The organism is Polaribacter sp. 2305UL8-11 (genome assembly GCF_058147165.1).
Map to the genome: position 1 here is coordinate 14,767 of NZ_JBYVJW010000004.1, position 24,072 is coordinate 38,838.

Consider the following 24,072-nt stretch of genomic DNA (forward strand, 5'->3'; position numbering starts at 1 on the left):
CTGAAAAAAAGTTAAAAAACATCTTGCTAAATTGTTTTTCTAATCTTACATTTGCACTCGCAATTTTTGTTTCAAGCTTCGGTTTGGAGTCGAAAGGAGAGGTGGCAGAGTGGTAATGCAGCAGATTGCTAATCTGTCGACCTTTTTGGTCGCCAGGGTTCGAGTCCCTGTCTCTCCGCTAAGAAAATTGCACTCGGGGTGTAGCGTAGCCCGGTCATCGCGCCTCGTTTGGGACGAGGAGGTCGCAGGTTCGAATCCTGCCACCCCGACATTGTTTTCGTAGAAACATAAAAACTACGGGCTCTTAGCTCAGCTGGATAGAGCACCTCCCTTCTAAGGAGGCGGTCGAAGGTTCGAATCCTTCAGGGCTCACATAAACCATCACAGAAATGTGGTGGTTTTTTGTTATTTATAGGTTTTGTAAGGGTTTAGAAAGGTTTTGTGTTTTTTATGGATCAATTCCAAAAGTTGTGGGATTTATACCCAATCTTATTATAGGAAGGAACACTTTTCGGCATACATTTCTTCATTAAAGAAAATAAAAAAGAGCAATCAATATGATTGCTCTTTATATATAACACATAGATGGGGTGTTATATCGTTATAAACATACTTGTGGGAGTAGTTATATTATTATCTTTTTACAACAGAAGTAAATACTTTTAAAGTATCTCTCTTAATAATTTTTGCATCACTATCTAAAGTTACTTTAATCACGCGTTCTGGGTTTGATACTTGAAATACATAACTGTATTGCCTAAAAGAAGTAATGTGGTAATTTGGATACTCTTTTTCTACAGTAGTTTTGTTAGATTCGTAATGCTCTAATTCTGTTTTTACGGGTTGGCAACTTGCTAAGACCCCTACAAATGTTAAACTTAATAACACTTTTCTCATAATGATAAAATTTACAATTAATAAAACAACTATTAAATTTAAATCAAACAGGAACTAACTTTGTAGAGGAGTTTAGCTTTTAGGTATCCTGTAAGCTATAAAATAATAGCAAACTAAATAATACATATAAAGTTAGGGAGCTTTAATAAATTGATAACATAATAGATGTTAGTCTATTTTGTTAAAAATATTTCAATAAATTTTAAAAAGAGGGTACATCAACAAGGGGATGTTGATGGTGCAAATATATAAAATTATTTTAACTTTAGAAAAGAGATATTGTATTTTATTCCAAAATTTAAAAAAGTACTACTTAAATTTCCTCCTTTGGCTTTTACATATCCTAATGAGCTTCTTAAGTTTAAAGTATTAGATAGTTTGTAATTTAAACCTAAGCTTGGTTTTATAATCAATCCTTGTCCTGTGCTAATGTCTCCACCACCAGCTGCACCAGCTAAAACTTGAGTAAATATAGAAGTAGAATTGTTAAAAAAAGAATTAGATTTAACTCCTAAACCTACAATACCTTCTGCATAAGCTCCTGCATTTCCAAAATTTGCAAATGATGTTTGACCTGCAAGAAAAATGTTTTTATTTAAATTTAGGTTAACCTGTAAGGAAATTTGATGCAAGTTTTCTGTTGGATTAAAATCTCTTTTTGCATTAAAATATAAATCTTGTTTTATAATAACGTCTAATCCTTTAAACTTTCCTAAACTGTAATTTTTTTCTTCAGAAATAGCACCATTTCTTTCAATATAATATTTAAGACCAAACCCAAAAGATGAGGTGTAAAAATAAGAATCAGGAGACATTACAAATCCTTTATTAATCGATACATAAATATCTTTAAAAAGTTTTTGTTCTAAAGATATGTCTGGATAAATTAAAAAACCACCTCTAGTATCTACACCACCACCACCACCAGCACCAATACCAAATTTGGCTAAAATGTTAGTACGGTTTTTATTCATAGATAAATGATAACCACCACCTAAAAAAACATCCATATAACCTGCCTTAATTCCATCGTAAGCACCATCTACTTTTAAGAATGCAAACCAATTCTTATTTAAATAAGAAGCCAACTCAAACCCAGCTAATTTTATTGTTTCACCATTGTATTTATTTCCGTTTGTATCTTTTGTGTCTCCTTTAATGGATAGGTTATTTAAATGGAGCATTAAAGAATTTCTGCTTGAGTTTTGATTCCAATCAGTCTTTTTTAAATCATTAATATTATATTCTTTTTCTGATGAATTGTAACTTGCATACTCAAAGTCTAATGGAATTTCTAATCCAATATTTAATTGATGATTTTTAATATTTCCATCATCAAAAAAATTAACATAACTCCAGCCAGAATTTATAGAAAAATTTTCGAATTGATACCCCAAATTTAAGTGAGGTAAAATAAATGCTCCACCACCATCTGGTGCACTAGCACCACCACCACCACCAAAGTGAAATCCTATATCTAAATAAAATTTATCTGAAAAATATTTTTTAATTCCAGCATTTACTCCTAAAGTAAAAAAACCACCTTTATTTCCTGCAACTGCACCATAAACACCCAAGCCTGTATAAGCCCAATCATTTAAAAATAAATTATAATGAATTCCTGTAAATCCCATATTAGGATCATCTGACCCTAAAGGATTGGCTGGTAAATCAATTGATAAAAAATCAATTTTTGCAAATCCTTTCTGAGTTACTTTTTCAGGTATATCTCCTGTTTGAGAAAATATAAATTGATTTAATAAAATAATTGATAATATAGTGATGTATTTTTTCATTTTTATCTTTTATTGACGGTAATGATAACTGTTTTTGAAGCGGGTGTATTACTAATGTCTGCTGTACTTTTAATTGGAACTAAAACATTTGCTTCTGGAAAATAAGTAGCTGTGCATTGTTTAGGTATGTTGTAAGGCAGAGCTAAAAAACCCTTTGCTTCTCTTTTTTCATTTTTAAAATGACTGGTTAAATCTACTAAATCTAATTTTTTTAATCCTAATAGTTTCATGTCATCTTTATTCATAAAAATAACTCTTCTTTCATTTAAAACACCTCTGTATCTATCATCCAAACCATAAATTGTTGTATTGTATTGATCGTGAGTTCTAATAGTCATCATTATAAATTGATTGCTTTCCAACTTAATTTCAGATGGTTTATTTAGCGTAAAATTAGCTTTTCCTGTAGAAGTAGGAGAAAAGTTATTTTCTCTAGCATTATTTGGTAAGTAAAAGCCACCTTTAATTCTTATACGTTTATTATAGTCTTTAAAACCTGTAATTGTGGCTTCAATTTTATCACGGATTAAATCGTAATTATCTGTGATTTTTGTCCAATTTATTGTAGAATTTTTTAAAGTAGCATTGGCAATACCTGCAATAATTTTGGGTTCGCTTAATAATTTGTTAGAATGTGGCTCTAGGTGTCCATGAGATTGATGTACAACTCCCATAGAATTTTCTACAGAAATAAACTGTTCTCCAGACTTTTGATAATCTTTTTCAGAACGTCCTAAGCAAGGAAGAATTAATGCTTTTTTACCTGTTACTAAATGACTTCTGTTTAATTTTGTTGATATATGTACTGTTAAATTACAGTTTCTTAAAGCTGTAGCAGTAAATTCTGTATCTGGAGTTGCAGAAACAAAATTGCCACCCATTCCAACAAATATTTTCGCTTTTTTTTGATGCATTGCTTCAATAGAATTTACAACATCAAAACCATGTTTTCTGGGCGATTTAAAATTAAATTCTTTGTCTAATTTGTCTAAAAACGAATCACTCATTTTTTCCCAAATACCCATAGTCCTATCTCCTTGAACATTAGAATGTCCACGAACTGGGCAAGTTCCAGCTCCTTTTTTTCCAATACTTCCTTTTAACAATAAAATATTTACAATTTCTCTAATATTATCTACAGAATTTTTGTGTTGGGTTAGTCCCATAGCCCAACAAATAATAATCTTTTCGTTGTTGATTATAAGCTGAGTAGCTTCTTTTATTTTTTCTATTGAAACCCCTGTTTGCGGAAGTAATTCTTCTATTGAATATTTGTCTAAATCATCCAACATTTCATCAATTCCTGCTGTTTTTTCTTTTATAAATTGATGATTAAAAACTGAACCTGGGTTTTCAGATTCCTTTTCTTTCATTAATTTTAAAATAATTTTTAGTAGAGCAACGTCTCCATTTATTTTTACTTGTAAAAATAAATCGGTTAAATCTTGTCCAGAACCTATCCATTTTAAAGGATTTTGAGGGTCTTTAAAATTCATTAACCCTACTTCTGGAAGTGGGTTTATAGTAATGATTTTTCCTCCATTATTTTTAGTTTCTCCAAGAGCAGTTAACATTCTTGGGTGGTTTGTACCAGGATTTTGTCCAATTACAATAACCAAATCTGCATGATTAAAATCATTTAAAGTTACAGAGCCTTTTCCAATTCCTAGTGTTTCAGAAAGCGCAGCTCCACTAGATTCATGACACATGTTAGAACAATCTGGTAAATTATTTGTGCCAAACTGTCTAACAAATAATTGATACAAAAATGCAGCTTCATTGCTAGTTCTTCCAGATGTGTAAAAAATAGCTTCATCTGGAGAATTTAAAGAGTTTAACTCATCACCAATTATTTTAAAAGCATTTTCCCAAGAAATTTCTTCGTAATTATCTTTTCCTTCTGGTAAATACATTGGCTGTATAATTCTACCACTTTTTCCAATTTCATAATCAGATAATTTAGATAATTCTTGTACAGAATGCGTGGCAAAAAACAAAGGAGAAACTTTGTTTCTAGTAGCTTCTTCTGCAACAGCTTTTGCACCATTTTCACAATATTCTGCCAAAAAAGCACGTTTTGCATCAGGATCTGGCCATGCACAACCTGGGCAATCGAAACCATTTTTTTGATTTAATTTTGATAAAAGTTGAATTCCTTTAGTTATACCAACTTCTGTATTTATGTGAGTTAAAGCAGATGCTATTGCTTTTGATCCTACAGATGTTTTAGGAACCTCTGTTAAACGAATTCCAGTGAGTTTTTCTGGTGGTTGTGCACTTGCTTTTTCTGACATTTTAATTTAATTTTATAAAATTAGGGTTTGCATAAATGGTCATTTTTTGTTTTCTGGTAAAACCAATTAAACAAATTCCAAATTCTTTTGCAAAATCTACAGCTAAAGAAGAGCATGCAGAAACTGCTATAATTATGGGTATTTTTGCAATGAAAGCTTTAGATACTATTTCGTAGGAAACACGTCCGCTAACCAATAAATAATTTGCTTCTTTAAGTTGTTTTTTTATCAACAAATCTCCAATTGTTTTGTCTACTGCATTGTGTCTTCCAATATCTTCTTTTATGCTTAATAGTTCTTGTTTTTTATTAAAAATTCCAGCAGCATGACTACCACCAGAAATTTTAAAAGTATTTTGAAACGTTTCTAGTTGTGTATACATTTTAGAAACTTCGTTGTTTGAAAAATGATGGTTTAGATGTAATTTTTTTCCATCAACTTTAATGTCTTTCAATTCTGTTTTACCACAAATTCCGCAAGAAGAAACAGATAATAAAGTTCTTTTATTTAAGTATCCTTTTCCTATTTTATGTTTAGGTAAAGTAATATTTATAATAGAGGGTACTTTGTTTTCTTCCTTAATTATTTCATACTTAAAGTTTTCATTGCTTTTATAAATATCTTCTGCAAATAACAAACCTCTTACCAACTCAAAATCATTATCTGGAGTCCTCATTACAACTGTGTAGGCTATATTATTGATGTTTATTTGCAAAGGAGCTTCTACAACCAAAATATCTTTTTTAGGGATTTGTTCATTTTGGTCGATTTTTAAACTCTGATAAATTAATGTTTGCATTAAAAAGTAGATTAGCCTTACAAACAAATTTACAGAAAAACTATTTCATAAAAAAAGTCTCGGAAATAAATCCGAGACCATCACTTTAGATGTTTTATACCCCTAAAAAATAAAACACCTAATAAGTGTGTTAAATTTAATAAAAATATAGGATTAATTATTTAAAACTGAGTTTTATTTTTTACAAAAAATAACAGCTAATGAGTTATTTTTAAGTGTTGTAAAAAATAAATAATAATCTCCTCCGTCTTTAATTTTGGTTTCTTTTCTTATTTGAGCTACCGTTTTTGGGAAGTTTCGAGTGGTAATATTTGCTTTTTTATTTGGTAGTAATTTTAGGATTTTCTTTTTATCATAAGGTAAAATATGCTCAATTGTAAAAATTCTACCAGGAAAATCTATTTTTTCTGAAGATGTATATAAGTGCGAGTGTTCATGTAATTTAAAAACAGGAAGTTGCTTGGAAATTTGATGAAATCCGCCAGATTTTAAAATAGCTGAATTTGGTTCGAATAAATAGGAGAGAGGTTCTGAGTATTCTGAAAAAACCACTTCTTTATATATGAAGTTGAATGTTTCTCTTTCTTCTTTTTTTATGTTGATAGTTTTGATTGTTATAGTGTTTTTATAGTCTCTTTCCAGTAAAAAAAGCAATTCTTTTACTTCGTTTTGTACTGCAACAATATGAATTTCTTTTACATTTTTTAACTCACTAATAGTTTGTGTAATATCTAAAACTGGAGATACTTTTACCAATATTTTAGCTGCTTTCGTAAAAAAGTAATCAATTTTTGGAGAGATATAAGGTTGGCAGTCTTTCAATAAAAAAACTTTGCCTTTTACATCATCTCTTCTTGAAGGGTCTATGTAAATACAATCAAATTTTGTAGGGTTTTCTTTTAGAAAATTTGTTCCATTTCCAGTAAATATTTTTACATTATTAACTTTTAGTTGTTTAAAGTTGTGTTTTACAATTGCTGATAATTCTGTGTTAATTTCACAATAAATAACCTCTTTAAATTGTTTGGCAAAATAAAAACAATCTACTCCAAAACCTCCTGTAATATCAATAATAGATTCGCCACTAATAATTTTAGATTTGTAGTCTGCAGTAATTTCTGATGAGGTTTGCTCAATACTAATTTTAGCTGGATAATAAATTTTATCCTCATTAAACCAGCTAGAAAGTTTGTGTTTAGATTTTTGTTTTGCTATAATTTGATTTGCCAATTCTTGTATAGAAACATCATCAAAAGGACTCCCTTTTAAAACTACTTTTGTAATATCTGATTTTAAATTCTCAGCTATAAACTTTTGAACATTTGGGTTTAAAATGGCAAGATTCAAAATAAAATTATAAATTTTTTGTGAGTGATTTTACAATCTTATTTTCTGATAAAAACTCTTTTAAAATAACTTTTAAAACTGTGTAAAGTGGCACTGCAGTAATCATACCTACAATTCCAAAAAGTAAGCCACCAATAATTATAACTAAGAAAATTTCTAAAGGATGTGATTTTGTTGTTTTTGAAAATATAACTGGCTGACTTACAAAGTTATCTACCAATTGCGCAATTAGATAACCAATCATTACATAGATGGCAGTTGGTAAAATTTCTGTTTGAAAGTCCAAACCAATATTACTTGTCATAGATAAAACAAACATAATTATTGCACCAATTAATGGTCCAACATAAGGAATAAGGTTTAACAACGCACATAAAAAAGCAATAACAACTGCGTTGTTAATTCCGAAAATTAATAAAATAATAGTGTATAAAACAAACAAAATAGTAATCTGTAATATCAACCCAATAAAATACCTTGATAGCAGGCTGTTAATGGTTTCTAAAGATTTGGAGAATCTATCTTCTGTCTTATTGGGTATAATAGTAAGGATTCCGTTTTTTAACAATCTGCTATCTTTCATAAAGAAAAAAGAGATAAATAATACCGAAAATAAGCCTACACTTAAAGAACCAACTGTACCTAAAACATAATTTAATAAGTTAGGAATTGCTTTAAATTGAGAAGCAAAATCGATATTTTTTAGTTCATTTAAAATATCAATTCCTTTTGTAGAAAAATATGCTGTTATTTGTTCAAAAATATGCTGAATATCTGCCTGTAATTCATCAATTTGTAAAAGTGATAAACTTTTGCCTTGTTCTGTTATTAAAGGAATAAAGAGTATTATTATTCCTATGATAATTCCTAATAAAAAAAACATTGTTGTAACAACAGCAATTGTGTTAGGAAATTTTAGTTTTCTTCTTAAAAAAAGAATAATTGGTCTTGCAATTAAAGAAATTATTCCTGCAATCATGATGTACACAATTACAGATTGAATTTTATATAAAAAATATACTAAAAGAAAAACTCCTAAAAGGATTCCTAAAGCTCTTAATATTCCATTTGAAATTGTTTTTGCTGTCATTTAATTATATCCTTTTACTTCGCCCATACTTAATTTACCACCATTTTCAAAAGTATGGTTTGTAGGTAACAATGTACCACTTTCTGTAGTAATCCAATCTTCCCAAGTTGCAAGAGTTCCATTCATTCTACCATTTTTTAGATACATTTTGTAGCTTTTTGGTACATAAGTAGCATCTAAAATCCAAACATAAGAATCTCCAGGAGTTGTGCCTCCACTTGTATATGTTACGCGTAAAGCCTCTTTATTATTAACAGTTTCAATATTTCTTACTACTCCATCATCAAATAATTTATGGGGTGCAACTAACCAAAATGAATCGTTATTAAAAATATTCCAAGCTCTTTTTACAATTTTATCATCTTGAATTTCTTGCTTTTCACCTTTAAAATAAACCGTACTTTTTTCGATGTCAGCAGGAAATAAGTTCACACGAAAATCTTCCCAAAAAACATCTACAACATGATTTTTTTTATCCCAAATAAAACTTCTTCTACCTCCAAAACTCCATTTTAAATAGCGTGTATTTTTGTAAGCTTCGTGGTTTATTGCGTTTAAAATTTTATGAGCCAGCTTATTAGCTTTTAAATTATAGGCTTTTACATTAGATGTCGGAATTTCTAAACCAAATAAAGAAAGGGTATGTTTTGTTGGTAGTTGAATGCCAGCTTCAGTTTTTTTCCAATCTGACCAAGTTGAAGAAACGCCGCCAATTGGAATTATAGAAGTCCACATTTTAAAAGAAGTAGGAAAGTATTTATCATTTAGAGTCCATAAATAAGAATCTCCAGGAGTAGAACCACCAGAATTATAAGTAATTAGTAAAGCATCTTTGCCATTTTGTTTTACAATGCTTCTTTCTGTACCTGGATCAAAAATTTTGTAAGGAGCAACTAACCAGAAAGAATCGTTATTAAAAAAGTCAGTTGCTTTTTTTATAATTTCTGCATTTTCTACTTTTTTATTGGCTTGAAAAACTTCAGATTTTGAAGTGTCTTTTGTATTTAAAATAACTTTATAATCATCCCAAGAAACGTGTACAATGTTTTCTTGTTTTAACCATTTATAGTGGTGTGCATCTCTAAAACTCCATTCTATTATTTCTGTATTTTCAAATGCTTCATGATTTAAAGCATTAAACATTTTTATAGCCAAAGCATCTGCTTCTTTGCCTTTTTTTCCATTTGGTAAGGGTTGGTTATTTACGAAATAATAAATTCCGCCAGCAATAATTAAAAGCAATAAAAAGATTCCAATAAATTTAAAAAACTTCTTCATTTTTATAATTAAAAATTCAGAAGCTAAAATATCAAATTTTAAAAGAAGAAACTATTTGTTTGCCTTATAATAATTTAAAACGTGTTTCGGAATTTCCATTTCTTGCGGTTTTCCTTTATCTGCAATAGGATATTCTGCCACTTGTTTTATGGGTACTAAACCTGCCCAAACATCTAAATCGAAATCTTCTGGTTCATCTGCTACACCAACATCTCTAATTTTTGCAGATGCAGTTTCTATAGTCATTTCTATAGTTAAAGTTCTATCAAATTCTGCTTGATTCATTTCTCGAATTTCATCCCATCTGCCTTTCATCATGTGTTCCATAAAAGCAAATAGTGCATTGTTTTTTGCTTCTTTTTCTTCAATTTTTTTAACTGAGCCAAATAAAGTTGCAGATCTGTAATTTACAGAATGATGAAAGCCAGAACGTGCCAAAACTAAGGCGTCTAAATGCATTACAGTCATGCTCATTTCTCTGGCTTTTAGTAGAGAAGTAAGCATTCTATTGGCATTAGAGCCATGTAAAATAATTTTGTTACCCATTCTTCCATAAGCCATTGGAATTGTAATGGCTTTACCTTCAAAAATGTAACCAACATAGCCAATAAAACCAGCGTCTAAAATGGAATTTATTTTTTCAACATCGTAAGTTGCTCTAATTGCACCTCTTTTTACCCTATTTAATTTTGATTTTTTGTATGTTTTCATTATTTCAAACTTTTAACTAAAACGTGATTTTTATATCCTTTGTTTTCGACAACAAAATCTATAAAACCTACTTTTTTATAATTGTTCAATTCGTAAAACTGAATTGCCTTATAATTAAGAATGTAGGTAACCAGCCAAATAACATCAAACTTTAATTTGGTAACTTTTTCAATGATTTTTTGATGCAATTGGCTACCTAATTTCTTTCCTAAAAAATCATTGAGAATGTAAATTTTATCTAATTGACAAACACTCTTTTCTTTGATGAAATCTACGGTTTTATTGAGTATCACTTTAGCAAAACCTACAGGAAGTTCATCATCATAAATAAGCCAAAAAATGTTGATTTTATCTTCTAAGTCTTTTGTGATTTTTGCGATGTTGAAAGAGGCATTACAAAAAGATAATACTTCATTTTTGTTTTTTATATATTGACTATGAGATTCGTTAAAGGTAATTCTACCTAACAGTGCTATGATTTTTGCATCAGAGATATTTGCTTCTTTTATAGTAATCATTCTTATCTTTTTGAAGGATGAGTTTCTTTATAGTAATCTGAGTTTATTTTTGTTTTTTCTAAATTTTTAGGTTTAAAAATTCTTTTTGTTGATGCAGGATATTTCTCCATATATTTTGATGGACGAATTGGACGCTCTACAAAATTACCAGAACAACTTGGGCAAACGTTTTCAAAAATTTCTATAGCACAGGTTTTGCAATATGTACATTCAAAAGAACAAATCATTGCTTCTGTAGAGGTGTTTGGTAAATCTTTGTTACAATGCTCGCAATTTGGTCTTATTTCTAACATTATAAATATCTTTCTTTAATAATTTCTATATGCCAAATACTATGTCCTAAAAGGATAAAAGCACAAGCTCTTGCAGACACTGTAGCATTACTTGCGGTTCCTAAATTCTTTAAATTATCATTAGAAATACTATTAATTAAATTAATTGAGTATAAACGTGTCATTGTAAACTCTTTAATTAATTGTTCTAAAGATTTACTGTTTGCTTCTGAGGGTTCTATATAAATATCTTGATCGTAACCAGCCAAAGCAGTTGTATCTTTTCTTGCAATTCGTAATAAACGATACATAAAAATGCGTTCTGTATCTATAATATGTTGTAACAATTCTTTAATTGTCCATTTTTGGGGTAGATATCTATACTCTAATTTCTCTTTTGGTATTGATGAAAAGAAATTAACAACCATTTCTTTATCATCTTCAAAACCAGAAACTAACGCTGTTTCATCTGCAACTTTTTCTATGTATCTTAAGTAATATTCGTTATATTCTGTTGCTTTTAATTCTTTTTTTATCATTGTTTTTCGTTTATAATACTCATGTTATATGTAGACCAGTATGTGTTACCCATTTTGGTATTTTCTTTTAATAAGCCTTCAATTTTAAACCCGCACTTTTTATAGCAATTTATGGCTTTTTTATTAAAATCATAAACACCTAAATCTATTCTGTGTAAATTCATTTCTTCAAAACCTATTCGTACAAGTTCATTAATTATCAAACTACCAAAACCTTTGTTTCTGTTTTTTTTATCACCGATTAAAACCCTACAAATTCTTGCATTCATATTTGGTTTGTTGATGTTGTTTAATTCTGCATGTCCAATTATTTCTTTAGAATTTGTATCAACTACTTTATAAACAATTCTATTAGGTACTTTTATATATTCGTGTAATTGAGAGTGTGTTATAGGAAAATTAAAAATGGTTGCACTAAATGAATACATTAAATGCTCGGAATCAATCCAGTTGATTAATCTGTCAAAATCTGAATTTGTAAAAGGTTTTAGTTCAATCATTATTGATGAATTTCTTAATTCAAAATTAGTATATTTATGGACTGTTGTAATCATCCAGAATTAAAATAAATAATAGTCCAGATTGTGTTTCCAAATAAAACAACTTTTCAATTAGATAGAAAAAGCAAACAAGCATTGTACTTGCAATTATCAAATACTTTTATAGAATTGATTAAAAGTAGAAAATTATTGCCAGAGACAAAGTTACCAAGTAGTCGAGTTTTGGCAGAAAACCTAAAAGTTCACAGAAAAACGGTTGTAGCTTGTTATGAAGAGTTATTGTTGCAAGGTTGGGTAGAAAGTATCCCAAAAAAAGGGACTTTTGTAAATGCCAATCTACCAGAATTAAACGTACAAAACTTTGCTGTTAATTATCAACTTAAAAAAGCAAATAGTGCTGGATTCTATTTTTATAAAAATGAAGAATTGAAAAGAAAATCTCCAGAAAAGAAAAATGATTTTATGTATTTAAATGATGGAATTTCTGATGCAAGATTAACGCCAATAGAAGATATTGCAAGAATATATAGAAGAATTTGTAGCAGAAAACATATTTATAAAGAAATGTCTTATGGTTCTTTATTTGGCAATGAAAAATTGAGAAAAACGTTGGCAAACTATTTGAATAAAACTCGAGGGTTATCTATTTCTTATGAAAATATTTTGATAACAAGAGGAAGTCAAATGGGCATTTATTTGTCTTCTAAACTCCTTTTAAAAAACAATGATTTTATTGTAATTGGGGAAACAAATTATGCATCAGCAGATTCTACATTTTTGCAAAGTAATGCAAATTTAGCAAGGGTTTCTGTAGATGAAAACGGATTAAATATTAAAGAAATTGAGGAGATTTGTAAAAAGAAATCTATAAAAGCGGTTTATGTAACTTCTCATCATCATCACCCAACAACAGTTACTTTATCTGCGGAAAGAAGAATTCACTTATTGAATTTAGCTAAAAAATACAATTTTGCCATTATAGAAGATGATTATGATTACGATTTTAATTACAACCATTCTCCAATTTTACCTTTGGCAAGTCATGATACAAATGGAAATGTAATTTACATAGGTTCTATTTGTAAAACAGTGGCTCCTGTTTTTAGAATTGGTTATTTAATTGCGCCAAAAGAGTTTGTAAATGAAGCTGCTAATTTGCGAAGATTTATTGATAGGCAAGGAGATGCTTTATTAGAACTAGCTTTTGAGGAGTTTATTAAAAATGGAGATTTAGACAGGCACATTAAAAAAGTAATGAAAGTTTATAAAGCAAGAAGAGATTTGTTTAGCAAACTTTTAAGGGAACAGTTTTACGATGTTTTTAGTTTTAAAATACCAAAAGGAGGGATGGCTGTTTGGTTGACTTTAAACAAACAATATTCTTGGAAATTAATTGCAGAAATTGCTCGAAAAAATAAATTAGAAATAGGAGAGTGGCAACGTTATGATCATGCAAATTCAGGGCATAACTCTATAAGAATAGGGTTTGCCACTTATAATGATGAAGAAATTTATGAGTTGGTTGATCGGTTTTCCAAAACTATAGATGAAATAAAAAATTGATATTTTCTATTACAACTGTCATTTTGAAATGAGTTTTTTTTAAGCGATTGAGAAACTTTGATATTTTATTTTTTCCTTGAGATTCTCCCTTCATTCTTGATTTGGAATGATTAAGGAAAAAATTTTTGTAAACTTTTTAGGTGGTTTTTTAGTAATAGAAATGTTTTCTTTTGTAAAGGGATGTATGAATGCTAAAGTTGAAGCATGCAAATACAAGCCTTTTCCGTTTAAAATAAAATCTGGATTACCATATTCTCTATCACCTAAAATTTGATGACCAATTGCAGCTAAATGTTTTCTTAATTGATGTTTTCTGCCTGTTTTTGGTTTTAATTCAACAAGATTTAAAAACTCAAAACGTTTTGAAATGACAGAATCTAAAACGTTAAATTCTGTTCCAGCATTTTTATTGTCAACTTTTAAATTAATAATTCCTCCAGAACACATTTTGCCAATTGCGATTGCAAAATATGTTTTTTTGATTTCTTTATTTTTAAATAGTTCATTTAATTTTTGAATTGAAGCACTTGTTTTTCCAACTAGTAAAAGGCCACTTGTTGGGTAATCTAATCTGTGAATGGGTTGTGGTTTTACAGCATCAGGTTGACTACTTTTTTGTAGATTTTGTGAAAGCGCATTTGCAATAGTTACAAATTTATTTCCGCTGACTAATATTCCTGCAGGTTTGTATATAATTGCTAAATAATCATCTTCAAATAAAACTTCTAAATCTAATTTTAGTCTTTCAAAAGTTGAAGAATTTTCTGATTCAAAAAGTTCAATTTTCTCTCCACCAGAAATATATTTGGATGTTGTAGCTATATTCCCATCAATAAGAATGAGTTCTTTTTTAATGGCTTTTTTAATACCAGATTTTGTAGGAATTGTTTTAAAAATTCCAACACCATATTCTTGAAAACGAATTGGTTTTACTCTACTTTTAGCTATGTGAGTTTCTATTGCTCTCATCTATTTAGATAAACCACTTCCAAGGTTCTATGAAGATTAAAAAGGTGGAAATCAGAACTAACAAAAAAGAGGCTTTTTTTACTTTTCTATTATCATTAGAAATAAATATAAAAAGAAGAGTAAAAATTTCTACAACAAATATGTAAATTACGTAAAAGTACTTAATGTATTGTAATCCATATACAGCTCTTTTTTTACCATCTGAACATGTGTATTCAATATATAAATCATAATTAATTTTGACTAGAATTAAATTTGAAATTACTAAAAAAGTAATAATTATGATATTTAAATTCTTTCTTAATCTCATTTAGCAAACAATTGCCCAATATCTTTAAAGGCTTTAAATTCTAATGCATTATTTTCTGGATCCATAAAAAACATAGTGGCTTGTTCGCCTACTTTTCCTTTGAAACGAATACAAGGTTCAATTTCGAATTTTGTGTTTGCTGCTTTTAATCTGTCAGCTAAAGCATTCCAATCTTCCCAAGTTAAAACCACACCAAAATGTGGTACAGGAACATTATGTCCATCTACATCGTTAGAAATTCTTACAGGTGCAAAACCTTTTTTAACGTGAATTACCAATTGATGTCCAAAAAAATTAAAATCTACCCAATCTTGAGTAGAACGACCTTCTTTACAGTTTAAAATATCTCTGTAAAAAGTTCTACATTTTTCTAAATCTTGTACTGGAATTGCTAAGTGGAATGGTTGTATGCTCATTTAGTTCTTGGTTTTTAGTTTGTGGTTATTGGTATTGGATTTTTCAAATTTTAAAATTGAGATTTCTCGACTTCGCTCGAAATGACATTTGTTAGAAATTTTCATTTTTGCTAACTGCTAACTGCTAACTGCTAACTGCTAACTGCTAAAAGCTAAGGCTAATTAAAAACCAGCTGCAGCATCATCACCTCTAGGATCTGCACCACCTTCTAAATCTCCATTTGGTAACACTAAAATAGCATCAACTCTACCAATAATCAAAGAATTTTTTTCTAAAATTTGATATCCCAAAGATTCTAATTTTATTTTTGTTTTTTTGTCAAATCCATTGGGCTCCATTCGAATAACGTCTGGCAACCATTGATGATGAAATCTTGGTTTGTTAACAGATTCTTGCATCCCCATATTAAATTCGGTCACATTTAAAATGTTTTGTAGTACAGAAGTTATTATTGTTGAACCTCCAGGTGTACCCACAACCATTTTTAATTTCCCATTTTGCTCAACAATTGTTGGTGTCATAGAGCTTAACATTCTTTTTTCTGATGCAATTGCATTTGCTTTAGAGCCAACCAAACCATAAACATTTGGCACTCCTGGTTTGCTAGAAAAATCATCCATTTCATTATTTAAAATAAAACCTGCACCTTTTACTACAACTTTAGAACCATAGCCTGTGTTTAGGGTTGTAGTTACAGAAACTGCATTTCCAAATTGGTCTACAATAGAATAATGAGTTGTTTCATCACTTTCATAGCCTAAAATTTTTCCGTGAGAAATTGCAGAAGATGGTGTTGCTTTATCCCAAGAAAAAGTTTCCATTCTTTGGTTGATGTACTTCTGGTCTGTTAAACTATCAATAGGAACTTTTATAAAGTCAATATCACCCAAGTAATGAGCTCTGTCTGCATAAGATCTTCTTTCTGCTTCTGTTAATAATTGAATATATTTAGTAGAGTTATGTGCTATTTTAGAAACATCAAAAGGTTCTATAGATTTTAAAATTTGTGCCAAGCAAATTCCACCACTTGCAGGTAAAGTCATAGAAGTTATTGTATAGTCTTTGTAAGTAAACGCTATTGGTTTTCTCCAAATTGCTTGGTATTTTTCTAAATCTTGGTGCGTAATAATGCCTCCTAATTCTGCAATATAATTTACAAATAAATCTGCGGTTTTTCCTTTGTAAAAACCATCTTTACCAAAATCTCGAATGCGTTCTAAAGTTTGTGCTAATTCCTCTTGTTTTAAAATATCTCCAGCTTTCCATTCTTTACTAAAAACAGTTTTATAAGTGTTTACTTTTTCAAATCTTTCTGTGGCACTGTTTAATGATTTTGCTTGTTTTTTGGTGATTGTAATTCCGTTTCTTGCTAAATCTATAGCAGGCTGAATTAATTCTTTAAAAGGTAAGCTCCCAAATTTTTCATAAACTTTAAAAGTACCAGCAACAGATCCTGGAACCCCAACTGCATGAGCACCTAATGTACTTTTGTTTTCAATTACGTTTCCTAAAGAATCTAAATACATGTCTTTATGGGCTGTAATTGGTGCTTTTTCTCTAAAATCTAAAGTCCCTTTAGTGCCATCGTTATTTCTATACACCATAAAACCACCACCACCAATATTTCCTGCAACTGGATATACAACTGCCAAAGCAAAATGTGTTGCAACCATTGCATCATAGGCATTTCCTCCTTTTTTTAGAATGTCTGAACCTATTTTAGATGCTTCCTCTCTTGCAGAAACTACCATTGCTTTTTGGGTTATTAAACCTGTAATTTTTTCTTTTTTACAAGTAATAAATATTGATAATAAAGAGAGAAGCAAAAGTGTTTTTTTCATACTTAAGTTTGGTTTTGTCAACCTGAACTTGTTTCAGGTTCTCATTAGTTTTGTATTTGAGTGCGACTGAAATAAATTCAGAAGAACAATTATTATTCTTTAATGAAAGTCAGTTCTTTTAATTTTTTGTTTGAAAACGCTATTAAATCTTTAAAAAAAAGAGCAAAGTCTTCTTCAAATTCTTTTTCCAAATTAGTCAAATCTTCAATGGCTAAATTCATTTGAGATTTACCTTTTGTTCTATGGTTCATTCCATTTAAAACCTTTTCAATTCCCTCTCCAAATTGATAATTAAACAATATATCATATTCAATCATATATTTGATAAATTGCTGAGATTTAATAGGTAATTCATCAGATTTTTCTCTAAATAAATTATAAATTGATTTGGTATAAATATCTAAAGGAATTGCAGAATAGGTATCCCAATTTTTTGCTAAAAAGTAATCGTAAAAAATATCGATAATCACACCATTATAATGTCTATAACGTTTATGTAACCTGCGTTTACTTTTTCTTACAATTTTATGAGCATCTGTAAAAGTATCTATTTCTCTGTGCAAGAAAATACCTTGTTGAATTTCTTTAGAAAAACCTTCGTAATGATTTCCTCTAATATGGTCTGCAATAAAATTGCCAATCATAATATTGGTGTCGTTTTGTGAAAGGTATAAATGAGCTAAAAAATTCATTTGCTAAAAGTAAACAAAAAGAGGCTGTCTAAAAAGTAGTTAAGTATGTCAAACTGAGCCTTTCTTCTTCGCTCAAGACAGGCTTTGTCGAAGTTTTATAATTCATTGATTGTCAATTATATTTCGACAAGCTCAATATGACAAGTAGTTAATTTTTTGACTTTTCAGACAGCCTCTTTATATATTATAAATTACTGTTTCCACAGGAATGATAAACTGTATAAATGCAAAAAGCAACTGTGTTGCTAATTATTCAACATCACAGGCATCACAAGCATTGTAATTTTTTCACCTTCGTCAGTGCCATCAATTGGCGTTAAAATCCCAGCTCTGTTTGGTAAAGACATTTCAATTAAAACTTCGCTAGAACTTAAGTTATTTAACATTTCGCTTAAAAAACGAGAGTTGAAACCAATTTGCATATCATCACCTTGATAATCGCAACTTAAACGTTCGTCAGCTTTGTTAGAAAAATCTAAATCTTCAGCAGAAATATTTAATTCAGTCCCTGCCATTTTTAAACGAATTTGATGTGTAGTTTTACTAGAGAAAATAGAAACACGTCTTACAGAATTTAAGAAAGAAGCTCTATCAACTGTTAGTTTATTTGGGTTTTCCTTTGGGATAACTGCTTCGTAATTTGGATATTTTCCATCAATTAAACGACATACTAAAACAATATTATCAAACGTAAACTTTGCATTGGCATCATTATATTCGATAGTAACATCGCTATCAGAACCGCCTAAAATACCTTTTAATAAGTTTAAAGGTTTTTTTGGCATAATAAACTCTGCTGTTTGATCTGCAGTAACATCTGTTCTAGAATATTTTACTAATTTATGCGCATCTGTTGCTACAAAAGTCAAACTTTGTGAGCTAAACTGAAAGAAAACTCCACTCATTACTGGACGTAAATCGTCATTTCCAGCAGCAAAAATAGTTTTAGAAATAGCAGTTCCTAAAATATGCGCAGGAACTACAGTTTTGCTTGGACTTGGTAAAGAAACCGCTTTTGGAAACTCATCTCCACCAAAATAAGCCATATCATATTTTCCTTGATCAGAACTAATTTCAATAGTATTATCACCTTCTGTTTTAAACGTTAAAGGCTGATTAGGAAATGTTTTTAAAGTATCTAATAATAAACGTGCAGAAACAGCAATAGCACCAGAACTTTCGCTTTCTACTTCTACCACAGAACTCATTGTAGTTTCTAAATCTGATGCAGAAACTTTTAATTCATTTTCAGATAATTCAAATAAAAAGTTATCTAAAATTGGTAAGGTATTGTTGCTATTTATAACGCCGCCTAAAACTTGTAATTGTTTTAATAATTGCGAACTCGATACAATAAATTTCATTGATTTTCTTTTCTTAATTAGTCTTACAAATATAACTTTATTAAGTGATTCTAAAAATTAATTTATTAACAGGTTATGAGCATTTTGTTGATGGTTTTAGAAACGTTATAATTATGTTAATTCATCTATTTTGGTTGATAAAAAAAGTACATTTGTTTAATAACATATCTCTTTTTAAGAAGTATAATGTCTCCTCGAGCGCAGTCGAGAGGTTTTATTTAGGTCTCGACTGCGCTCGACCTGACATATTTATTATTTACCACTAAAATATTAAAATGAAGAAATTTTTATTTTCATTATCAGCTTTATTGCTAATTTCTACTACAATATTTGCACAAAAACCAGCTAAATTAACTTCAAATCAAATTTACGAGAAAATTCAAAAGTTAAATTTTTTAGGAACAGCTTTGTACATTGCAGCACATCCAGATGATGAAAACACACGATTAATAGCCTATTTAGCAAACAACGTAAAAGCAAGAACAGGGTATTTGTCTTTAACAAGAGGAGATGGAGGTCAGAATTTAATTGGACCAGAAATTAGAGAGTTGTTAGGCGTTATTAGAACCCAAGAATTGTTAGCAGCAAGAAGCATTGATGGAGGAGAGCAATTGTTTACAAGAGCAAACGATTTTGGCTATTCTAAACATCCAGATGAAACTTTAAAAATTTGGAACAAAGAAGCTGTTTTAAGTGATGTTGTTTGGGCAATTAGAACGTTTAAACCAGATGTAATTATCAATAGATTTAATCATAGAACTCCAGGAACTACGCATGGACATCATACTTCTTCTGCTATTTTAAGTGTAGAAGCTTTTGATTTGGCTGGAGATAAAACTAAATTTAAAAATCAATTAAAATATACAGGTACTTGGCAGCCAAAACGCTTGTTTTACAATACATCTTCTTGGTTTTATAGAGATAAAAAGAAGTTTAAGGAATTAGCAAAAGATTTTACGACATTTGATATTGGTGTGTATTACCCATTAAAAGGCTTGTCTAACAACGAGTTAGCGTCTATTGCAAGCAGCCAGCATTTATGTCAAGGTTTTGGAAGATTAACCATAAGAGGAGCACAAACTGAATATGCAGAGTTTTTAAAAGGCGATAAACCAAAAGATAAAAATGATATTTTTTCTGGAATAAATACCACTTGGAATCGTGTAAAAGGTGGTGGAGCAATAGGTGATATTTTATATGAGGTTGAAGAAAATTTCGATTTTGTAAATCCATCTAAACACTTGCCAAAATTGATGAAAGCATATCAAAAAATACAAAAAATAGAAGATGATCATTGGCGAAAAATTAAGTCAACACAAATTAAAGAAATTATCGAAGCCTGTGCAGGGTTGTATTTAGAAGCTTCTGCTGTGAGTTCATCTGGAATACCAAATGCTACAATAGATGTGAATTTTGAAGTTTTAAATAGGAGTAATGTGCCAATTGAACTATTGTCAATTACATCTACACTCGATAAAAAAACAATTAAAAAAGAAGTTGATTTATTAGCGAATAAAAAACTTAATTTTAGAGAAACAATCAACCTGAAAACGAATGAATTTTCAGATCCTTACTGGCTAAGAAAAGAAGCTTCTTTGGGAATGTACACTGTTGAAAATCAACTATTAATTGGAAAGCCAGAAACACCAAGACCTACTAAAATTAATTTTAATTTAATTATAGATGAAGTTCCGATTACTATTACCAAAAATGTAGTAAGAAGATACTCAGAAAGAGATAAAGGAGAAATTTATGAACCTTTTGAAATTCTGCCAAAAGTAACTACCAAACTCAAAGATAAAGTCATTATTTTTTCTGATAATGCTCCAAAAAAAATATTGGTAGAAGTTAGAGCAGGAGAAAATAACGTTTCAGGAAAAGTACATTTAAAAGTACCAACCAATTGGTCTGTTTCTCCGAAAGAAATCAATTTTACCATTCAGCAAAAAAACGACAAACAAATGGTGGAATTTTTAGTGAATCCGCCTAAAAATCAATCTGAAGGAAAATTAGAAGTTATAGCAACTTCTAATGGCAAGAAATTTACAAAAGAGTTGGTAGAAATTAATTACAATCATATTCCAAAACAATCGGTTTTACTAAATTCTGAAGCAAAAATAGTAAGACTAAATATTAAAAAAGTTGGAAACAGAATTGTTTATATTAAAGGTGCAGGAGATGCAGTTCCAGAAAATTTACGTCAAATTGGTTATGAAGTAACAGAAATAAATCCAGCAGAAATAAATGAAAATATTTTGCATTCTTATGATGCTATTGTTTTAGGAATTAGAGCTTATAATGTAGTAAAAGAATTGAAATTTAAACAAAAATTTTTATTAGATTATGTCCAAAAAGGAGGCAATATGATTGTGCAATATAATACTAATAGAAGAGTAGATGTTGCAGCTCCTTATCAATTGCAACTCTCTAGAGATAGAGTTACTGATGAATTTGCAGAAGTACGAATTTTAGATAAAAATCATGCTGTTTTAAATTATCCAAATAAAATTACACAAGAAGATTTTAAAGGTTGGGTGCAAGAAAGAGGGTTGTATTTTCCTAATTCTTGGGATTCGAATTACACTCCAATTTTATCGATGAATGACAAAGGAGAAACACCAAAAAACGGAAGTTTACTAATAGCAAAATATGGTAAAGGAAATTACATATACACAGGTTTAAGTTTCTTTAGAGAATTGCCTGCAGGAGTTTCTGGAGCGTATAAATTGTTTGCGAATATGCTTTCAGTAGGAAAAGAGAAAACTGAAGTAAAACAAATAATTAAAGAGTAAGTGTCTCCTAAAGCGCAGTTGAGAGGTATAATTAGTTCTCGACTGCGCTCGAACAGACAAATAAAGTTTGCAAACAAGTTTAGCCTTGATTGAGCGGTTTGTTTGAGCTCTTTTTTATGCTGAAATAAATTCTGTATTTTTTGTAATAATGAAACATGTTATTAAATAAGTGAGATGCTGAAATAAATTCAGCATAAAAAAAGCGAGTAGCGAAAGCAGGAAATAGCTTCAAAAAAAAATAGACAAAATGGATAAAAAATACGTTTGGAAAAAAGAGTACACCTTGGTTTTGGTAGCCAATGTTATTTACTTAATTGCGTTTTATTTTATTACAAATTACTTTACTCTTTAATCGATGGAAATTGCAAGTAAATTACACACAATAGATTGGGTTATTTTATCGGTAACTTTAACATTTATTGTTGCTTACGGAACTTATGTAACTCGCAAAAATAAAAATGTAACAGACTACATAAAAGGAGGGAGTGACTCTAAATGGTGGACGATTGGACTATCTGTAATGGCTACACAAGCAAGTGCAATTACGTTTTTGTCTACTCCTGGACAAGCGTTTCATAGTGGTATGGGATTTGTCCAATTTTACTTTGGTTTGCCAATTGCAATGGTAATTATTTGTGTGGTTTTTATACCCATTTATCATAAATTAAAGGTTTACACAGCGTATGAATTTTTGGAAGGAAGGTTCGATTTAAAAACAAGAAGTTTAGCTGCAATTTTGTTTTTAATTCAGCGTGGTTTGGCAGCAGGAATTACCATTTTTGCGCCAGCCATAATTTTAAGTGCAGTTTTAGGTTGGGATTTGTTAACGTTGAATATTATTATCGGGTTTTTGGTAATTATTTATACTGTTTCTGGAGGAACAAAAGCAGTAAATGTTACGCAAAAACAGCAAATGATTATCATTTTTATAGGAATGCTAATTGCATTTTTTATGATTATGAGTCAGCTTCCTGCAAATATTACTTTTACAAATGCATTAGAAATTGCTGGTGCAAGTAATAAAATGAAAGTCTTAGACTTTTCTTTTGATTTAAGTAATCGTTACACAGTTTGGACAGGTGTTTTGGGTGGAACATTTTTAATGTTGTCTTATTTTGGGACAGACCAAAGTCAGGTACAACGTTATTTATCAGGGAAATCTGTTCGTGAAAGTCAGTTGGGTTTAATTTTTAACGGATTGTTAAAAGTACCCATGCAATTCTTTATTTTATTGATTGGAGTTATGGTTTTTGTGTTTTATCAATTCAACCCATCTCCTTTAAATTTTAATCCAGGTGCAAATAAAGAGGTTTTAAAATCGAAATATGCACAGGAATATAAAGCATTAGAACAAGAACATATTGCTATTGAAAATAGCAAAAAAGTACTTTTTATTGATGGTTTTCAAGTAGAAGAACAACAACAAGTTTTAGATTTAAATAAAAAAGATTTAGCATTAAAAGAAAAATCGAAAGTAATTATTGACAAGGTTGATGAAGAAAATCCATTAGAAAAAATAGAGTCTAATGACAAAGATTATGTGTTTATCCATTTTATTTTAAACAATTTGCCTAGAGGTTTAATAGGACTTTTATTAGCGGTAATTTTATCTGCAGCAATGTCATCAACAGCATCAGAATTAAATGCGTTGGCAAGCACAACTGCCATAGATTTATACAAAAGAAACGTAAAAGAAGAAAAGAGCGAAGCACATTTTGTAAAAGCCTCTAAATGGTTTACTTTACTTTGGGGTTTAATAGCTATTTCTGTGGCTTGTATCGCCAATTTATTCGATAATTTAATTCAATTGGTAAATATTATTGGTTCTATTTTTTATGGTAATGTTTTGGGGATTTTCTTATTGGCATTTTTTATAAAATTTGTAAGAGGAAATGCTGTTTTTATTGCAGCATTAATTACACAAACAATTATTATAGCTGTCTACTTTTTAGATTGGTTGCCTTATTTGTGGTTAAATTTACTGGGTTGTGTTTTAGTGATGGGAATTGCTGTTTTGTTACAAACTTTTTTGCCTTCAAAAGATGATTTTAACAATGTCGATTCTACCAAGATTAACTAATTT

The 24,072-nt window shown here is 29.6% G+C and carries 20 protein-coding genes and 3 tRNA genes; 6 read left to right on the forward strand and 17 right to left on the reverse strand.

Translation table 11 applies throughout. The annotated features are described in order from the left end of the window. Positions 1-95 precede the first annotated feature (95 nt). The 3 genes from ACY2RW_RS04535 to ACY2RW_RS04545 all read left to right on the forward strand — a co-directional run bounded on the left by ACY2RW_RS04535 (position 96) and on the right by ACY2RW_RS04545 (position 372). Positions 96-178: transfer RNA gene (locus ACY2RW_RS04535), tRNA-Ser, on the forward strand. A gap of 16 nt (positions 179-194) precedes the next feature. Further along, a tRNA-Pro gene (locus tag ACY2RW_RS04540) sits at positions 195-269 on the forward strand. 29 nt (positions 270-298) lie between these two features. Beyond that, positions 299-372: transfer RNA gene (locus ACY2RW_RS04545), tRNA-Arg, on the forward strand. 261 nt (positions 373-633) lie between these two features. Here the strand turns inward: ACY2RW_RS04545 and ACY2RW_RS04550 are convergent. From ACY2RW_RS04550 to ACY2RW_RS04605, 12 genes are all read right to left on the reverse strand, one after another. Next, on the reverse strand, positions 634-897 hold the full coding sequence (locus ACY2RW_RS04550; RefSeq protein WP_490121516.1) for a hypothetical protein: 264 nt from the start codon (positions 895-897) through the stop codon (positions 634-636). Between the two features lie 254 nt (positions 898-1,151). Continuing rightward, entirely contained in the window at positions 1,152-2,693 is a 1,542-nt protein-coding gene (locus ACY2RW_RS04555; RefSeq protein WP_490121517.1) for a hypothetical protein, read from the reverse strand. Positions 2,694-2,695: 2 nt separating this feature from the next. Further along, positions 2,696-4,987, reverse strand: coding sequence for an FdhF/YdeP family oxidoreductase (locus tag ACY2RW_RS04560; protein ID WP_490121518.1), 2,292 nt, complete (start codon positions 4,985-4,987; stop codon positions 2,696-2,698). A 1-nt stretch (position 4,988) separates the two neighbouring features. Beyond that, positions 4,989-5,786 (reverse strand): formate dehydrogenase accessory sulfurtransferase FdhD, encoded by a 798-nt coding sequence (gene fdhD, locus ACY2RW_RS04565; protein WP_490121519.1) that lies wholly within the window; start codon positions 5,784-5,786, stop codon positions 4,989-4,991. Positions 5,787-5,960: 174 nt separating this feature from the next. Continuing rightward, positions 5,961-7,133, reverse strand: coding sequence for a class I SAM-dependent methyltransferase (locus ACY2RW_RS04570; RefSeq protein WP_490121520.1), 1,173 nt, complete (start codon positions 7,131-7,133; stop codon positions 5,961-5,963). Positions 7,134-7,140: 7 nt separating this feature from the next. Continuing rightward, entirely contained in the window at positions 7,141-8,223 is a 1,083-nt protein-coding gene (locus ACY2RW_RS04575) for an AI-2E family transporter (protein ID WP_490121521.1), read from the reverse strand. Continuing rightward, on the reverse strand, positions 8,224-9,501 hold the full coding sequence (locus ACY2RW_RS04580) for a hypothetical protein (RefSeq protein ID WP_490121522.1): 1,278 nt from the start codon (positions 9,499-9,501) through the stop codon (positions 8,224-8,226). It abuts the gene before it with no gap. Between the two features lie 51 nt (positions 9,502-9,552). Next, positions 9,553-10,212, reverse strand: coding sequence for a pyridoxamine 5'-phosphate oxidase family protein (locus tag ACY2RW_RS04585; RefSeq protein WP_490121523.1), 660 nt, complete (start codon positions 10,210-10,212; stop codon positions 9,553-9,555). Next, entirely contained in the window at positions 10,212-10,730 is a 519-nt protein-coding gene (locus tag ACY2RW_RS04590; protein ID WP_490121524.1) for a GNAT family N-acetyltransferase, read from the reverse strand. The genes ACY2RW_RS04585 and ACY2RW_RS04590 overlap by 1 nt, the downstream gene beginning before the upstream one ends. Positions 10,731-10,732: 2 nt before the next feature. Continuing rightward, on the reverse strand, positions 10,733-11,023 hold the full coding sequence (locus ACY2RW_RS04595) for a DUF1272 domain-containing protein (protein WP_490121525.1): 291 nt from the start codon (positions 11,021-11,023) through the stop codon (positions 10,733-10,735). After that, on the reverse strand, positions 11,023-11,541 hold the full coding sequence (locus tag ACY2RW_RS04600) for a DinB family protein (protein ID WP_490121526.1): 519 nt from the start codon (positions 11,539-11,541) through the stop codon (positions 11,023-11,025). Before ACY2RW_RS04600 ends, ACY2RW_RS04595 begins: the two co-directional genes overlap by 1 nt. Next, on the reverse strand, positions 11,538-12,041 hold the full coding sequence (locus ACY2RW_RS04605) for a GNAT family N-acetyltransferase (RefSeq protein ID WP_490121527.1): 504 nt from the start codon (positions 12,039-12,041) through the stop codon (positions 11,538-11,540). The genes ACY2RW_RS04600 and ACY2RW_RS04605 overlap by 4 nt, the downstream gene beginning before the upstream one ends. Before the next feature lie 84 nt (positions 12,042-12,125). On the opposite strand from ACY2RW_RS04605, the gene pdxR reads away from it, so the two are divergent. Beyond that, positions 12,126-13,604, forward strand: a complete 1,479-nt coding sequence (gene pdxR, locus ACY2RW_RS04610; protein WP_490121528.1) for a MocR-like pyridoxine biosynthesis transcription factor PdxR — start codon at positions 12,126-12,128, stop codon at positions 13,602-13,604. Positions 13,605-13,694: 90 nt separating this feature from the next. Here pdxR and ACY2RW_RS04615 read toward each other — a convergent pair whose 3' ends face one another. The 5 genes from ACY2RW_RS04615 to dnaN all read right to left on the reverse strand — a co-directional run bounded on the left by ACY2RW_RS04615 (position 13,695) and on the right by dnaN (position 19,197). Beyond that, the gene (locus ACY2RW_RS04615) at positions 13,695-14,573 is read right to left on the reverse strand and encodes an RluA family pseudouridine synthase (protein ID WP_490121529.1); all 879 of its coding nucleotides are present in this window, start codon (positions 14,571-14,573) and stop codon (positions 13,695-13,697) included. Between the two features lie 306 nt (positions 14,574-14,879). Beyond that, positions 14,880-15,299, reverse strand: coding sequence for a VOC family protein (locus tag ACY2RW_RS04620; RefSeq protein WP_490121530.1), 420 nt, complete (start codon positions 15,297-15,299; stop codon positions 14,880-14,882). Between the two features lie 162 nt (positions 15,300-15,461). Beyond that, positions 15,462-17,141: a gamma-glutamyltransferase gene (ggt, locus tag ACY2RW_RS04625; protein ID WP_490121531.1), complete on the reverse strand. Its 1,680-nt coding sequence runs from the start codon at positions 17,139-17,141 to the stop codon at positions 15,462-15,464. A 92-nt stretch (positions 17,142-17,233) separates the two neighbouring features. Then, the gene (locus ACY2RW_RS04630; RefSeq protein ID WP_490121532.1) at positions 17,234-17,833 is read right to left on the reverse strand and encodes an acyl carrier protein phosphodiesterase; all 600 of its coding nucleotides are present in this window, start codon (positions 17,831-17,833) and stop codon (positions 17,234-17,236) included. A 245-nt stretch (positions 17,834-18,078) separates the two neighbouring features. Continuing rightward, the gene (gene dnaN / locus ACY2RW_RS04635) at positions 18,079-19,197 is read right to left on the reverse strand and encodes a DNA polymerase III subunit beta (RefSeq protein ID WP_490121533.1); all 1,119 of its coding nucleotides are present in this window, start codon (positions 19,195-19,197) and stop codon (positions 18,079-18,081) included. 275 nt (positions 19,198-19,472) lie between these two features. Between dnaN and ACY2RW_RS04640 the strand changes: the two genes are divergently transcribed. Both ACY2RW_RS04640 and ACY2RW_RS04645 read left to right on the forward strand, forming a co-directional pair. After that, positions 19,473-21,989 carry a PIG-L family deacetylase gene (locus ACY2RW_RS04640; RefSeq protein WP_490121534.1) on the forward strand — a complete coding sequence of 839 codons (2,517 nt, stop codon included), beginning with the start codon at positions 19,473-19,475 and terminating at the stop codon, positions 21,987-21,989. Positions 21,990-22,344: 355 nt separating this feature from the next. Further along, positions 22,345-24,069, forward strand: a complete 1,725-nt coding sequence (locus tag ACY2RW_RS04645) for a sodium:solute symporter family protein (RefSeq protein ID WP_490121535.1) — start codon at positions 22,345-22,347, stop codon at positions 24,067-24,069. The last annotated feature ends 3 nt before the right edge of the window (positions 24,070-24,072 follow it).

Bases quoted from the DNA above. Each gene is read 5' to 3' on its own strand.
- ACY2RW_RS04605 (WP_490121527.1), bottom strand. From the start codon at position 12,041: ATGATTGAACTAAAACCTTTTACAAATTCAGATTTTGACAGATTAATC.
- ACY2RW_RS04580 (WP_490121522.1), bottom strand. From the start codon at position 9,501: ATGAAGAAGTTTTTTAAATTTATTGGAATCTTTTTATTGCTTTTAATT.
- fdhD (WP_490121519.1), bottom strand. From the start codon at position 5,786: ATGCAAACATTAATTTATCAGAGTTTAAAAATCGACCAAAATGAACAA.
- dnaN (WP_490121533.1), bottom strand. From the start codon at position 19,197: ATGAAATTTATTGTATCGAGTTCGCAATTATTAAAACAATTACAAGTT.
- ACY2RW_RS04620 (WP_490121530.1), bottom strand. From the start codon at position 15,299: ATGAGCATACAACCATTCCACTTAGCAATTCCAGTACAAGATTTAGAA.
- ACY2RW_RS04645 (WP_490121535.1), top strand. From the start codon at position 22,345: ATGGAAATTGCAAGTAAATTACACACAATAGATTGGGTTATTTTATCG.
- ACY2RW_RS04560 (WP_490121518.1), bottom strand. From the start codon at position 4,987: ATGTCAGAAAAAGCAAGTGCACAACCACCAGAAAAACTCACTGGAATT.
- ACY2RW_RS04600 (WP_490121526.1), bottom strand. From the start codon at position 11,541: ATGATAAAAAAAGAATTAAAAGCAACAGAATATAACGAATATTACTTA.
- ACY2RW_RS04640 (WP_490121534.1), top strand. From the start codon at position 19,473: ATGAAGAAATTTTTATTTTCATTATCAGCTTTATTGCTAATTTCTACT.
- ggt (WP_490121531.1), bottom strand. From the start codon at position 17,141: ATGAAAAAAACACTTTTGCTTCTCTCTTTATTATCAATATTTATTACT.
- ACY2RW_RS04550 (WP_490121516.1), bottom strand. From the start codon at position 897: ATGAGAAAAGTGTTATTAAGTTTAACATTTGTAGGGGTCTTAGCAAGT.
- ACY2RW_RS04590 (WP_490121524.1), bottom strand. From the start codon at position 10,730: ATGATTACTATAAAAGAAGCAAATATCTCTGATGCAAAAATCATAGCA.
- ACY2RW_RS04555 (WP_490121517.1), bottom strand. From the start codon at position 2,693: ATGAAAAAATACATCACTATATTATCAATTATTTTATTAAATCAATTT.
- ACY2RW_RS04630 (WP_490121532.1), bottom strand. From the start codon at position 17,833: ATGAATTTTTTAGCTCATTTATACCTTTCACAAAACGACACCAATATT.
- ACY2RW_RS04615 (WP_490121529.1), bottom strand. From the start codon at position 14,573: ATGAGAGCAATAGAAACTCACATAGCTAAAAGTAGAGTAAAACCAATT.
- ACY2RW_RS04595 (WP_490121525.1), bottom strand. From the start codon at position 11,023: ATGTTAGAAATAAGACCAAATTGCGAGCATTGTAACAAAGATTTACCA.
- ACY2RW_RS04575 (WP_490121521.1), bottom strand. From the start codon at position 8,223: ATGACAGCAAAAACAATTTCAAATGGAATATTAAGAGCTTTAGGAATC.
- ACY2RW_RS04585 (WP_490121523.1), bottom strand. From the start codon at position 10,212: ATGAAAACATACAAAAAATCAAAATTAAATAGGGTAAAAAGAGGTGCA.